Annotated in this window: 12 protein-coding genes; 6 read left to right on the plus strand and 6 right to left on the minus strand. The window is 65.2% G+C overall.

The features are described from left to right. Positions 1-174: 174 nt before the first annotated feature. The 4 genes from IB263_RS15140 to IB263_RS15155 are packed head-to-tail and all read right to left on the minus strand — an operon-like array spanning position 175 to position 3,458. Positions 175-1,191 carry a zinc-binding alcohol dehydrogenase family protein gene (locus IB263_RS15140; RefSeq protein ID WP_192438665.1) on the minus strand — a complete coding sequence of 339 codons (1,017 nt, stop codon included), beginning with the start codon at positions 1,189-1,191 and terminating at the stop codon, positions 175-177. A 41-nt stretch (positions 1,192-1,232) separates the two neighbouring features. Further along, complete coding sequence (locus tag IB263_RS15145; protein WP_192438666.1) at positions 1,233-2,333, minus strand: alkene reductase; 1,101 nt, start codon at positions 2,331-2,333, stop codon at positions 1,233-1,235. A 59-nt stretch (positions 2,334-2,392) separates the two neighbouring features. Further along, a complete protein-coding gene (locus IB263_RS15150) occupies positions 2,393-3,064 on the minus strand; it encodes an SDR family oxidoreductase (protein ID WP_192438667.1) in 672 nt (223 codons plus the stop codon). Beyond that, positions 3,051-3,458, minus strand: a complete 408-nt coding sequence (locus IB263_RS15155; RefSeq protein ID WP_060581066.1) for a glyoxalase — start codon at positions 3,456-3,458, stop codon at positions 3,051-3,053. The genes IB263_RS15150 and IB263_RS15155 overlap by 14 nt, the downstream gene beginning before the upstream one ends. A gap of 91 nt (positions 3,459-3,549) precedes the next feature. On the opposite strand from IB263_RS15155, the gene IB263_RS15160 reads away from it, so the two are divergent. From IB263_RS15160 to IB263_RS15180, 5 genes are all read left to right on the plus strand, one after another. Beyond that, complete coding sequence (locus tag IB263_RS15160; protein ID WP_192438668.1) at positions 3,550-4,467, plus strand: LysR family transcriptional regulator; 918 nt, start codon at positions 3,550-3,552, stop codon at positions 4,465-4,467. Positions 4,468-4,680: 213 nt separating this feature from the next. Next, positions 4,681-5,187, plus strand: coding sequence for a sigma-70 family RNA polymerase sigma factor (locus IB263_RS15165; RefSeq protein ID WP_089042863.1), 507 nt, complete (start codon positions 4,681-4,683; stop codon positions 5,185-5,187). A gap of 97 nt (positions 5,188-5,284) precedes the next feature. Continuing rightward, entirely contained in the window at positions 5,285-6,235 is a 951-nt protein-coding gene (locus tag IB263_RS15170) for a FecR family protein (protein ID WP_110818815.1), read from the plus strand. A 211-nt stretch (positions 6,236-6,446) separates the two neighbouring features. After that, positions 6,447-8,804 carry a TonB-dependent siderophore receptor gene (locus tag IB263_RS15175; RefSeq protein ID WP_246811021.1) on the plus strand — a complete coding sequence of 786 codons (2,358 nt, stop codon included), beginning with the start codon at positions 6,447-6,449 and terminating at the stop codon, positions 8,802-8,804. Beyond that, a complete protein-coding gene (locus tag IB263_RS15180; RefSeq protein ID WP_060581062.1) occupies positions 8,804-10,066 on the plus strand; it encodes an MFS transporter in 1,263 nt (420 codons plus the stop codon). Before IB263_RS15175 ends, IB263_RS15180 begins: the two co-directional genes overlap by 1 nt. A gap of 21 nt (positions 10,067-10,087) precedes the next feature. Here the strand turns inward: IB263_RS15180 and IB263_RS15185 are convergent, their stop codons facing one another. Continuing rightward, entirely contained in the window at positions 10,088-11,059 is a 972-nt protein-coding gene (locus IB263_RS15185) for a GlxA family transcriptional regulator (RefSeq protein ID WP_192438670.1), read from the minus strand. Positions 11,060-11,184: 125 nt separating this feature from the next. Between IB263_RS15185 and IB263_RS15190 the strand changes: the two genes are divergently transcribed. Then, positions 11,185-11,802 carry an isochorismatase family protein gene (locus IB263_RS15190; protein ID WP_192438671.1) on the plus strand — a complete coding sequence of 206 codons (618 nt, stop codon included), beginning with the start codon at positions 11,185-11,187 and terminating at the stop codon, positions 11,800-11,802. Positions 11,803-11,881: 79 nt separating this feature from the next. Here IB263_RS15190 and IB263_RS15195 read toward each other — a convergent pair whose 3' ends face one another. Next, the gene (locus IB263_RS15195) at positions 11,882-12,898 is read right to left on the minus strand and encodes a LacI family DNA-binding transcriptional regulator (RefSeq protein ID WP_034805926.1); all 1,017 of its coding nucleotides are present in this window, start codon (positions 12,896-12,898) and stop codon (positions 11,882-11,884) included. Positions 12,899-12,901 lie beyond the last annotated feature (3 nt).

Consider the following 12,901-nt stretch of genomic DNA (forward strand, 5'->3'; position numbering starts at 1 on the left):
CGGGGCGAGCGTTGATGCGATTGCCGTGCACAGGGCGACGCGGGTCGCGGCGACCGCCAATGTCGCTCGGCCGTTTGGCGCGGCGCGGGTGCCGCGGAAATTTCAGAGGTGACAGGTGCTTGCCGCAATCTATGTCGCGGCAAGCGATTTCGTTTAAATCGGCAGCTGGTGCACTTAGCCGGCAAAGCCTTCAATGACGATCTTGCCCTTGGCAGCGCCGGTTTCGATGCGGCGATGCGCTTCGCGCAGGTTCGCCGCGTTGATCGGCGACAGCACCTCGGCAAGCGTCGTCTTCAGCCGTCCGGCATCGATCTCGTCGGCGACGAAGCTCAGCAGACGATGCTGTTCGATCATGTCGGGCGTCTGGTGCATCGGGCGGGCGAACATGAACTCCCAATGCAGGCTCGCCGCCTTGGTCTTCATGCCGGCCATCGGCATCGGCACGTCGGTGTTGTCGATCGAAACGATGCCGCCTTGCGGCCGGATCAGCTCGACAGCGTCGTCCCAGTGGCGCATGTCGTTGAAGATGGCGATGTGGTCGACATGGGGAAAGCCGAGCGCGCGGACCTGCGCGACCAGCGGTTCACGGTGGCTGACCACGTGGTCGGCGCCAAGTTCCTTGACCCAGGCGATGGTTTCCGGCCGCGAGGCGGTGGCGATGACGGTGAGGCCGGCGCGCTTTGCCAGCTGGATACCGATCGAGCCGACGCCGCCGGCGCCACCGACGATGAGGATCGACTGGCCGTGGTCGGCGCCGTCCCGGTCGATGCCGAGCCGGTCGAAGAAGGCCTCATAGGCGGTGATCGTCGTCAGCGGCAGGGCGGCCGCTTCCGCAAAGGACAGGCTCTTCGGCTTGCGCCCGACGATGCGCTCATTGACCAGTTGATATTGCTGGTTGGATCCCGATCGAGTCAGGTCGCCGGCGTAGTAGACGGCGTCGCCCGGCTGGAACAGCGTCACATCAGCACCGACGGCCTCGACCACGCCGCTTGCGTCCCAGCCGAGCACGCGCGGCGTTTCCTCGACCTTGTCCTTCGGCGCGCGCATTTTCACGTCGACGGGATTGACCGCGACGGCGCGGACCGCGACCAGGATATCATGCCCTTTGGGCTCCGGCTTCGGGAGCTCGACGTCGAGGAAACTCTCCGGGTCGGAAACCGGGAGATAGCGGGTGAGGGCGACAGCTTTCATGAGTTGCTCCTTTGTGGGGTGAAGAGGTGTGATTGCCGCGGTCATGCCACGCGCTCGAGTGCCGGATAGCTAGAGTAGCCTTCGGCGCTGCCGCCGAAAAGCGTGGCCCCGTCGAAGCTTGCGAGCGGCAGCCCGTCTTTCAGTCGGCGTGGCAAGTCCGGATTGGCGATGAACGGGCGGCCGAAGGCGACGATGTCGGCAAGACCGGCGGCAAGGATCGCCTCGGCCTTCTCACGATCATAGCGGCCGGCGACGATGATGCGGCCGGAATAGGTGGCGCGTAGCTCGCGGCGGAAGTCGTCGGGGATGACGGGCGCATCGTCCCAGTCGGCTTCCACCAGATGGATATAGGCAAGACCGATGCGGTCGATTTCGTCCGCGGCCTTCAGGATCGTCGGGATGATCTCGTCGTCCTTCATGTTGCGCTGGGTGATATAGGGCGACAGCCGGATGCCGACCCGGGAGGCGCCGATCTCGCCGGCGACCGCCTCGGCGACCTCGACCAGGAAGCGGATGCGGTTTTCGGCCGGGCCGCCATAGCGGTCGTCGCGCCGGTTGGACGAGCGGCGCAGGAACTGGTCGATCAGGTAGCCGTTGGCGCCATGGATCTCGACGCCGTCAAAGCCGGCTTCGATGGCGTTGGCCGCCGCCTGGCGGAAATCTTCGACGATGCCGGCGATCTCGCTCAGCTCCAAGGCGCGCGGCAAGGGGCTGTCGACCATCGCGCCGATGCCGGTTTCTGGATCGGCCACCCAGACCTTTGCGTCCGGCGAAATCGCAGACGGTGCGACCGGGCGTCCGCCGTCGTGGAAACTCTCATGGCTCATGCGGCCGACATGCCAGAGTTGCAGCATGATGCGGCCTCCGGCCCGGTGTACGGCTTCTGTGACGAGCCGCCAGCCGGCGATCTGCGCGGGAGAGTGGATGCCGGGTGTAAACGAGTAGCCCTGGCCCTGCGCCGAGATCTGGGTGGCCTCGGTGACGATGAGGCCGGCCGAGGCGCGCTGGGCATAGTACTCGGCCATCAGGGCGTTGGGCACATTGCCCGGCTGGCTGCTTCGCGCCCGCGTCATCGGCGCAAGCGCGATACGGTTGGGTAGGGTCAAGGACCCGAGCGGGATCGGAGAAAAGAGCGATGGCATGGTGAGATCCTTTGTGAGGGGCAGTCGCATAGCGGCAGGGCCAAGCACGGGGAAGCACGTCAGTTGATCAGTGCGCCGCCTTCGATGTCGATGACCGAGCCGGTGACGAAGGGATTGTCGATGGCGAAGAGATAGCCGCTGGCGATATCTTCCGGTTGCCCGGCGCGGCCGGCAGGCAGTGTTGCAGCGGCGCGATCGAACATCGCGTCGCGCGCCTCGCCGGCCATGCCGGCATAGGCTTCCGTTCGCGTCAGGCCGGGGCTGACGACATTCACCCGCAGCGGTGCCAATTCCTTGGCCAGCACCTTGGCGGTTGCTTCGAGTGCCGCGTTCATCGCCGTCTTGACGAAGGTGCCCGGCACCGTTCGGCGGGCGAGAAAACCCGAGGTGAAGGTGATCGTACCGCCGGGCCGAATGCTCTTGGCCGCCTCGCGGGCAAGCAGGATCGAGCCCCAGTACTTGACGTCGAAGGCGGCCTTGGCTGCTTCGAGGTCGATATCGACGACGGTGCCGCCCGGCGCCGAGGAGCCAGCCGTGACGATCAGGTGATCGAACGGACCGAGCTGTTGGAAATAGGCGGCCACTGCCGCGGCATCGGCAAGATCGAGACCGGTGGCGCGGCTGGCGATCTCTACCCGGCCCGGGCGCTCGGCAAGCGCCTTGGCGACGGCGGCGCCGATACCGCTGGTGCCGCCGATGACGACGGAGACGGTGGTGTCAGTGAAAGTCATGGTCATTCTCCGGAGGAAGAGTGGGAAAGGGTTCGGAAAAGACGGCTTCGAGCAGCGGTCCGCCAGGCGCGCGCAGGAACAACCGCCGCTCGCCGATGTCGGCAAGGTCCATGGTCGAATAGGGAATGGCGAGCCGGTCGAGCTTGGCGCGGAAGGCGGCGTAGCCTTCGAACCGGAAGCCGACATGATCGATCGCTTCGGCCGCACGCTCGAAGCCCACGCCACGGCTGCCGATGAGGTGGACGATCGGCTTGCCTCCGGCATAGAGCCAGCAGCCGGGGATTCGGCGGATAGCTGCCGGACGCTCGCCGACGGTCAGGTCGAAGACCGTCTCGAAGAACGCGCGTGTGGCGTCGATATCGGTGGTGCGGATGGTGACGTGGTCGATGTGCATCACGCGTCTCCTTTCGCCAGCAAATTTAGCGCTTGCGGCGCATCCGGATAATTGGCTTATTTCCAAAATTATATTTCGGAGAAAGCGAAAGATGCTGCTGGACAATCTGGCTCTGTTCCTTCTGATCGTCGAAAAGGGCGGGCTTTCCGCCGCCGGCCGCGAGAAGGGGTTGTCGCCAGCCTCCGTCTCCGAGCGGCTGGCAGCACTCGAGGCCCACTATGGCGCCGCACTTCTGAAACGCACGACGCGGGCGATCAGCCTGACGGAGGAGGGCCGCCTGCTGGTGGACGGCGCCCGCCGGCTGCTGGCGGAGGCCGACGAACTGGAGAGCGGCATCCGGTCGGGCACGCGCACGATCTCGGGGCCGATCCGGCTGAGCGCGCCTGAGGATATGGGGCGGCGCTACATCGTACCGATCCTCGATCGCTTTCTCGCGGAGCACCCCGATGTGACGGTGGATCTCAATCTCACCGACGGTTACCTCGACCTGGTCGGCCAGGGCATGGATTTCGCGATCCGGCACGGCGTGCTGGCCGACAGCACGCTGAGGTCTCGGTCGCTCGGGGAGAACCGGCGCGTCGTCTGTGCGGCGCCGTCCTATCTCGAAGCTATGGGTCGGCCGGAGCATCCCGACGATCTCTCCCGCCACGACTGCATCGTCATGCGCTTCGGCGCCAATCTCGACCGCGAATGGGCCTTTCAGGTGGATGGCAAGCCGCACAAGGTCATGGTGCGCGGGCGTCGCGTCGCCAATGACGGCGGACTGGTGGGGGCGTGGTGCAGGGCGGGGCACGGCATCGCCCTGAAGTCGGTGTGGGACATCGCCGAGGACCTGGCCTCCGGCGCGCTGGTCGAGCTTCTCAAGGATTTTGCAGTCGGCGAAACCGGGTTGCAGATCGTCTATCCGCCGGCGAACGTCCAGCCACGCCGGGTGCGGCTGTTGATCGAGCGGATCGCTTCGGAACTCGGTTCGATCGAGACTGTCCTGACGCGCATTGGAGACGCATAGGGCCGGCGACACGTCCGCCCGTGGCCGCTGCCGACGTGGCCGTCGTGCAACAGTACCGCCCCCCGTTTTCCAATGCGGCATGCCAGCGCATTGCGGTCGCGCGCGGCTTCACTTATAAAACATGAGTAACACATTCAACATAATCGGTGGCGCACGGCGCCACCGCTGGTTCCGGCGGCGGCCGCGCGGCTCCCGCGATGGAGAGGCAGATTGATGACCGATGCGATGGTGCAGGGGCTCCACGAACGGGAAGAGGGCAGGATACGCCGTTTCTTCAGCCGCCGCCTCAGAAGTCGCGAGGATGCCGTCGACGCCACGCAGGAAACGTTCATGCGCATGCTGGAGGCATCGCGCTCGACGCTGATCGAGAACCCGCAAGCCTATCTGTTCCAGGTCGCGCGCTCCGTCGCGCGGGTCGCTGCCGAGCGCACCGCGCGCGAGCAGGCGCTGTTCGTTGCCGACGAGGACGGCATGGAGCATGCCGAAGACAGGCCGATCCAGGATCGCATCGTCAATGCCCGCCAGTGCCTTTTGATCATGGCGCGCACCATCGAGGGGCTTCCGAACCGTTGCCAGCAGGTCTTCATCCTCAGCCGCCTGCACGGCCTCAGCAACGGCGCGATTGCCGAGCAGCTCGGCATATCGAGAAACATGGTCGAAAAGCACATCATCCGGGCGCTGCTCGAATGCCGGAAAATGCGCGCCGAAATTATTTTCTGAGCCGACATCAGGCAAAACCATCCATTCAACTCTAAGATGATGGGAGCGATTCTTTGGGACCGCCCGAAGGCATTTTCAGTTCGACCGGAAGACAGGAATGAGTGGCGATCGCCAGACAATCGATGACAGCGTTCTGCAAGCGGCTGCCGGCTGGGTTGCGCGAATGCAGTCCGAGGATGCGACCATTATCGACCGCCAGGCATTCGAGCGCTGGCTCGACGAGCATCCGGATCATCGGGCGGCCTACGAAGAACTGCGGGCATTGTGGAGCGATCTCGGCGAGGTACCGATCCCCGAAGGGCGGCTCGGGCAGTTGCGCGCACAGCGCCGCCGCCGCGTCGGTGGCTTTGTCGGGCTCTGTCTTGCCGCAGGCGTCGCGATCCTGTCGCTGGCGACGCCCTATGGCGACCGTTGGCGCGCCGACTACTACACCGGTGTCGGCGAGGTCAGGCGCATCGCGCTGGAGGACGGGACGCAGGTGGACCTCAACACCGACACGGCGCTCGTCGTCCGATATGATCAGGGGCAAAGAAAGGTGCGGCTGCTGCGCGGCGAGGCGTTCTTTGCCGTCGCAAAAAATCCGCAGAGGCCCTTCGTGGTCGAAGACGGCTCGATCAGCGCGACGGCGCTCGGAACCCGCTACTCGGTTGGCGCGACGGGGGCGGACCGAGCGGCCGACGTTAAAGTGGAGGAGGGCCGTGTCGAAGTCGAGGCGGCCGGGCAGAAAGCCATCCTCGGCGCCGGCGAAGCGGCAACGATCGACCGGCAGGGTCGCCTGTCCTTGACGAAGACGGATGTTGCCGCCGGGACGGCCTGGCGCGACGGAAAGCTTGTCTTCTCCCGTCGGCCGCTCCGTGAGGTCCTTTCGACGCTCGAGCGCTACCGCCGCGGCCGGATCCTGCTCATCGACGAGAAGGCCGGCGCGCTCGAAGTGTCGGGCATCTTCGATCTGCACGATACCGACGACGCACTGAGCGTTCTCGAAGCCAGTCTGCCGCTCCGTGTCTTGCGGCTCTCGGGCCTCATGGTCCTCGTCCAGTCGCGTTAGGTTGACGCCGGCGGCAAGGCGGTTTCGCGCCTTACAAGAATCTTTTCTGACAAAAATCGTCCGGTGACGTCAGGAGAACGCGCTCCCCACACTCTTAGTCAGCAGTGGCGGCGCTGCACCTGGTTCGAGGTGGCCCGCCCGGAGTTGGAGTAGGGGATCTCGGATGAGAATTTTGCAGGGTCGTGGATCGCGACGCCGGTCTTTTGCATGCTTGGCGCTCGCCAGTGTTTCTTTCATCGCCTGCGCGAGCGCAGTGCAGGCGCAGGCGACGGCGGCACCGTCCGCGATCACGGCGTCCAAAGCGATCTCCGTTCCCGCGGGCTCCCTTGAAACGGGCATTCTCAAGCTCGGCCGGCAGGCCGACCTGCGCCTGCTCTATCCGAGCGCGCTCACCAGCGGCAAGGTGACCAAGGGCGTTGAAGGCAGGCTCGCGACCGAGGCGGCGGTTGTGCAACTGCTCGACGGGACCGGGCTTCGCTTCCGCATCGTCAGCGCAACGACCGTGCAGATCTTCGATCCGGCGGACGCGACGATCACCACCGGCGCCGTCGTCAGGGATGGCGCAACGCAACTGGAAAAGATCACCGCGACCGGCGAGCGGACCGGCGCCGAAGGCATCGTCGAGACCGACGGCTACGTGGCGAAATCCGCTAGGATCGCCACCAAGACCGATACGCCGGTCATGCAGACGCCGCAGTCGATGTCGGTGATCAGCCAGAAACAGTTGCAGGACCTGAAGCCCCAGAACCTGATGGAGGCGCTGAATTATACGCCCGGCGCCCGCGTCGGCCAGTACGGCGCCGAGCCGCGCTTCGACGCCTTCAAGGTACGCGGCATCGACCTGACGCTGACCGGCATCTTCCGCGACGGCATGCGCCAGATCGCAAGCCCCAACGGCCTGTTCCGGCTGGAGCCCTATGGCGTCGAGGCAATCGCCACGTTGCGCGGCCCGGCCGCCTCCATCTACGGCGCCAGCTCGTCTGGCGGTATCGTCGATATCGTCTCGAAACGCCCGACCAGCGACCCGCTGCGCGAGGTCGAGGTGCAATACGGTTCCTTCGGTCGCGTGCAGGGCGCCTTTGACGTTTCCGGACCGCTCGACGACGAAGGCACCATGCTCTACCGCATGACCGGTCTTGCGCGCGACGGCCGCACCGAGATCGAGGCGGTGAAGGACGACCGCCTGTTCATCGCGCCCGCTTTCACCTGGCAGCCGGACGAGGGCACCAAGTTCACGCTGCTTGGCGAGTACATGGATTCGACCACCGGCGGCACCTGGGGCTACCTCAACCGCTACGGGCCGGACGGCAAGTCGATCGGCGCGATCCCGACCTATGGCGGCGACGCCCGCTTCAACGATTTCACCCAGAAGCAGGCGCGCATCGGCTACGAGCTGGAGCATGAGCTCACAGACAGCGTCACGCTCTTCCACAAGCTGCGCTACTCCGACATTTCGACGCGGCAGGAATGGGTGTTCGCCAAGTATCCGGGCCTGACCGTCGAGGACAACAGCGGCCTTGCCAGCGACACCTATCTGAAGTTCGACTTCGACACGGGTGCCGCCGCGCACCAGCTGATCGCCGGCATCGACTACAGCTACATGAAGTATACATCGCAGCAGGGCAGCGGGCCGGATCTCTTCACCGACGACTTCACCTATGTGCCGAAGCTGACTTCGACCCAGAAGCAGTCGCAAAGCGGCATCGGCATCTACATCCAGGACCAGATCGAGTATGAGGCCTGGCGCCTGACGGCGGGCCTGCGCCACGACTGGGTGGACAACAAATATTCCGTCGACGGAAGGCGCTTCAACCGCGACGACAGCGAGACGACCGCGCGCGCTGCCCTTGGCTACGTGCTGCCGAACGGCATGATGCCCTATGTCAGCTACGGGACGGCCTTCGTTTCCAACCCGGGCGTGATCCTCAATCTCGGCGGCACCGATACGCCGGCGATGCCGACGCTCGGCAAGCAATGGGAGGCGGGCGTCAAGTACGAGATCCCCGGCCAGAACGCGACGATTACGGCCGCGATCTTCAACATCGACCAGGAAAACGCCACCGTCTACGAGACGTCATCGGGTCTCAACCTCCTGCGCCAGCTCGATCTGAAGTCACGCGGCTTCGAGCTCGAGGGCACGGCCTCGCTCGACAACGGCTGGAACTTCATCGCGTCCTACTCCTACAACGACGTCGAAATCACCAAGCTGACGTCGGAAACGCTCGGTAACCAGCTGAACTCCTCGCCCTACCACATGTTCTCGCTGTGGGCGGACTACGAGGTGCAGTCCGGACCGCTCGAAGGGCTCGGCGTCGGCGCAGGCGTGCGCTATGTCGGCTCGAGCTTCGGCGACAACGTCCACACGCCGGTCCTCAACAACCAGGCGCGCACATTTGTCGATGCTTCGGTGCGCTACGATCTTGGCGCTGCCAATCCGAACTTCGAGGGCGTGCGGCTTCAGCTCAATGCGACCAACCTCTTCGACGAAGTCGAGCAGCTTTGCACAACGGGCTTCTGCTACTTCGACGAAGGCCGCAAGGCGGTCGCCAGCCTGCGTTACCGCTTCTGATGGCGTCGGAAAAGGCAGTCCAGCCAAGGCCGTCGCCCGCCGCGATCTTCTTCGCGGTCGGTGGGCTCTATGTCGCGCAGAGCGTGATCGGCGGGCTGACGATGCTCGGCCTGCCGGCGGTCTTGCGGACGCAGGGCCTCCCGCTCGACCAGATCGGCCTCGTCTATCTGACGGTGCTGCCCTGGGCGCTGAAGTTCCTCTGGTCGCCGCAGGTGGAGCGTTTCCGCCTGCCGGTGGTCGGTCGCAACCGCTCGGCGGTCATCATTGTCGTCGGCGGCACGCTGTCGGCGCTGATGCTTACGGTTCTCGGGTTCATCGGCCCGGAGCGGCTCTTCCCCGTTCTCGCCTGCCTCGTGTTCATCGCGCTCTTCACCTCGACCGTCGACATCGCCTGCGACGGTTTTGCGGTCGAGACGCTCGCCGAAGAGCATCACGGTTGGGGCAATGCCGCCCAGGTCGGCGGCTCCTATGTCGGCTCGGCGATCGGTGCCGGCCTGTTCCTCGTGCTCGTCGATCGGCTCGGCTGGGCCCCGGCGGTGTGGATCATGGCCGCCGTCGTGCTGGGGCTCGGTCTGCCTTTCCTGCTCGGGCCCGGTTCGCGCCCGACGAACGAGGCGCGCAGCCACACTCCGTCGCTCAAGGCTGCGCTCGCCCGGCCGGAGGTGCGCAAAGGCCTTCTGCTCGCAGCGATCTATGTGTCCGCGCAGAAATGGGGCCTTGCCATGCTCGGCCCTTTCCTGATCGACTACGGGTTCGACCTCGCCTCTGTCGGTATGCTCAATGGTGTCGGCAGCATGCTCGTCGGCTTCGGTGGCGCCTTGTTCGGCGGTCTGCTCGTGCGCCTGTGCGGTGCCGGTGCCGTGCTGATCGGCGCGCTGCTCCTGCAGGTGACGATGCTGGTCGCGTTCGCCTATGTCGGCGCCTCCGGCGATGTCTCGCGACCGCTGGTGATGACGCTTGCGGTCGCCAGTTCCTCCGGCGTCATGGCGATCGGCTTCGTCGCGCTCTATGCACAGTTCATGGGCTGGGCCGATCCGCGCCAGGCGGGCGTCGATTTCACTCTGTTCCAATGCATGGACAGCCTTGTCAGCATGGCCGGGGGCTTGGGCGCCGGCTGGATCGCCGAACGGTTCGGCTATTCCGCCTTCTTTATTTGCGCGGCAGGGGTTTCAACGGTTGCGGTGCCGTTGCTGGCGTTCCTCGTGCGGCCGCCGATGCGGCCGACGCGCAGCGCGCCTTGCCCTGACGCCGGCGCTCCCTGATGTACACGGGCAAGGGACCGGTCAGGGCGCGGATGCACGTGCTGGCCGGTTGCGGAACTGTCGGCGATAGCTGGCTGGCGAGATGGAGAGGGCGCGGGTGAAATGCTGGCGGAATGAGACGGTGGAGCCAAAACCCGCCATCTGCGCTACGTGATCGACCGAACAGGAGCCGGTCTCCAGCAGGCGCTGCGCCACCGCCAACCGCTGCGCCAGAACCCATTGCGTGAACGTCGTTCCCGTCTTCTTGCGGAAATGTCGGGTGAAGCTGCGGAGACTCATGCCGGCGTGATCGGCCAGCCGTTCGAGCGACAGTGGCTCGTCGAGATGTTCGATCGCCCAGGTAATCGTCGCTGAGAGCGGGTCGCCGCTGCCGGGGGCAGGGAGCGGCGCTTCGATATATTGCGCCTGGTCGCCGTGACGATGAGGTGCGACGACCAGCCGGCGGGCGATGCGGTTGGCGATCTCGGCGCCGTGGTCGCTGCGCACGATGTGCAGGCAGCAGTCGATCGCCGCGGCCGTTCCGGCGGACGTCAGGATATCGCCCTCGTCGAGATAGAGCGCGTTCCGGTTCAGCGCGACCTGCGGGTAGGCGCGCTCGAATTCGTCCGCCCAGGCCCAGTGCGTCGAGGCCGCCCGGCCGTCGAGCAGCCCGGCTTCGGCGAGCACGAAGGTGCCGAGGCAGAGGCCGACGAGCCGGGCGCCACGGGCGTGGGCGTCGCGCAGCGCCTCAAGCAGGCTTTCCGACGGACGGTTGCCCGCATCGTTCCAGGCCGGCACGATGATCGTGTCCGCTTCCGTCAGGCTTGCGAGATCGTGCTCCACCTCGATGCTGAAACCGGACATGGTGCGAACGGTACCGGTCTTTTCTCCGGCAATCACAAGCCGGTAACGTGGCGCGCCGAGCTTCAACAGGTCGTCGCCGAACACGATGCAGGGCACCGAGAGGTGAAAGGGGCTGATGCCCTCGAAGGCGACGATGGCGACGGTGTGCATGTGCTGGCCGATACTCAAGCAAATGATGTTGGCCGGAACCTATCACATATTGTCATTCAGGCCACTTTCGTGATGAGGCCGCTTTGACGATCTTCGCGGGCGTCGAAACGCGAAAGGAACCTCCCATGACACAACACCCGACCATCCGTACGATCGCCGGTGCCGCTGCCCCCACCAGCCTCGATCCCAGGAAGACGGCGCTGCTGGCGATCGACTTCCAGAACGAATATTTTGCCGGCCGCATGCCGATCCCCGATGGCGAGAAGGCGCTCGCCAATGCCAAGCGGTTGATCCAACGCGCCGATTCCGATGGGATGAAGGTCTATCACGTCAAGCATGTCACGCCGGCTGGCAGCCCGGTGTTTGCCGAGGACAGCGAGACTTCGGCGTTTCACCGGGACATTCAGCCCGCCGCCAACCATTCGGTGGTGCGCAAATCCTCCGTCAGCGTCTTTGCCAGCACGGATCTCGGCACCCAGTTGAGGCAGGCTGGCGTCGATACGCTCGTCATGTCAGGGCTGATGACCCATGCCTGCGTTGCCGGTGCAGCGCGTGATGCCGTGCCGCTCGGCTTCAACGTCATCGTCGCTTCGGATGCCTGCGCCACACGCGATCTCGATACGGGGGAAGGTGACGTTGTTCCGCATGCGCTGCTGCACCGTGTGTCGCTGGCGACGATCGATGACACCTTCGGCGACATCCTGACGACCGATCAGGTGCTGGCGCTGGCGCGCCGGTCCTGATTGATCGGCGCAACCGGGCCTGTCTGGAGCGAGCTTTTCTGAGAGGTCGCATCCGGACAGAACGGTTCGCCCGACCTTGCTAGGCGGAACCGCGCAGCATGATCTCGGCGCTCAAGAGAATGCGCTCGTCCTCGGGGAAGGCGCCGCCGTCGTCGGTGGTTTCTCCGAGCTTGAACAGCAGGAGCTCGATCGCCAGCCGGCCAATCTCGTTGTAGTTCTGCGCCACCGTCGTCAGCGGCGGGCAGGTGTAGCGCGACAGCGGATGGTCGTCGTGGCCGGCGACGCGCAGATCCGCATCGGCATCGCGTCCGACCTTGAGGCCCGACTGGAAGGCGGCGGCAATGACGCCGAAGGCGACGCGGTCGTTGGCGCAAAGCACCGTCCTGGTTGGAAAGCCGCCGGAGCCGAGGATGCGCAGCGTCTCGTCGAAGCCGAATTTTTCGAAATCCCAGGCGGCATTCGGCGTGGTTTCGACCAGTGCCGGCTCCATCTTCAGCTGCTGCATCGCTTCCAGATAGGCGTCGCGCCGGGCCATCGCGTTGTTGTTGACCGGCGGCATGCCGAAGTAGCAGGGCGGGCTGCCGGAGCGGCAAAGATAGTCGACCATCAGACGGAAGCTCTGGCGGTTGTCGGTGCCGACGAAGGACGAGCTGTCGTCGAGTGGCGAGTCCACATAGATCAGCGGAATGCTGGCGCCGAGCGCCGTCAGCGTCCGGTGATGCGACTGCACGCCGAGCGGCGCGATGATGGCGCCGGCGACGTTCATCGACTTGAAGGTCTCGATCGCCCGCTCTTCCATTTCCGGCCGCCCGTCGGAGGAGAGCACGAAGGCAAGGAACCCTGCCTGGTTGGCGATGTGTTCGATCCGGCGCGTCAGCGCCATGTAAAAGGGATCGGTCGAGTTCGGGACGATGACGCCGAGGATATTGGTGCGGCGGCGGTTCAGGTTGACGGCGAAGATGTTCGGGCGAAAACCCGACTGCTTGATCGCAGCCTCGATGGCATCGCGGGTCTTCTTGCGGACCGAGCCTGGATCATTGAAGTATTTCGAGACCGTCGGGCGCGACAAGCCGACGAACTCCGAAAAATCCTCCATGGT

It is taken from the genome of Ensifer sp. ENS03 (genome assembly GCF_014852035.1).
Lineage (GTDB): Bacteria > Pseudomonadota > Alphaproteobacteria > Rhizobiales > Rhizobiaceae > Ensifer > Ensifer adhaerens.

What these genes read in the sequence shown, in the direction of transcription:
- IB263_RS15170 (WP_110818815.1), top strand. Translation starts at nt 5,285, where the DNA reads ATGAGTGGCGATCGCCAGACAATCGATGACAGCGTTCTGCAAGCGGCT.
- IB263_RS15140 (WP_192438665.1), bottom strand. Translation starts at nt 1,191, where the DNA reads ATGAAAGCTGTCGCCCTCACCCGCTATCTCCCGGTTTCCGACCCGGAG.
- IB263_RS15190 (WP_192438671.1), top strand. Translation starts at nt 11,185, where the DNA reads ATGACACAACACCCGACCATCCGTACGATCGCCGGTGCCGCTGCCCCC.
- IB263_RS15180 (WP_060581062.1), top strand. Translation starts at nt 8,804, where the DNA reads ATGGCGTCGGAAAAGGCAGTCCAGCCAAGGCCGTCGCCCGCCGCGATC.
- IB263_RS15165 (WP_089042863.1), top strand. Translation starts at nt 4,681, where the DNA reads ATGACCGATGCGATGGTGCAGGGGCTCCACGAACGGGAAGAGGGCAGG.
- IB263_RS15185 (WP_192438670.1), bottom strand. Translation starts at nt 11,059, where the DNA reads ATGCACACCGTCGCCATCGTCGCCTTCGAGGGCATCAGCCCCTTTCAC.
- IB263_RS15160 (WP_192438668.1), top strand. Translation starts at nt 3,550, where the DNA reads ATGCTGCTGGACAATCTGGCTCTGTTCCTTCTGATCGTCGAAAAGGGC.
- IB263_RS15145 (WP_192438666.1), bottom strand. Translation starts at nt 2,333, where the DNA reads ATGCCATCGCTCTTTTCTCCGATCCCGCTCGGGTCCTTGACCCTACCC.
- IB263_RS15155 (WP_060581066.1), bottom strand. Translation starts at nt 3,458, where the DNA reads ATGCACATCGACCACGTCACCATCCGCACCACCGATATCGACGCCACA.
- IB263_RS15195 (WP_034805926.1), bottom strand. Translation starts at nt 12,898, where the DNA reads ATGGAGGATTTTTCGGAGTTCGTCGGCTTGTCGCGCCCGACGGTCTCG.
- IB263_RS15150 (WP_192438667.1), bottom strand. Translation starts at nt 3,064, where the DNA reads ATGACTTTCACTGACACCACCGTCTCCGTCGTCATCGGCGGCACCAGC.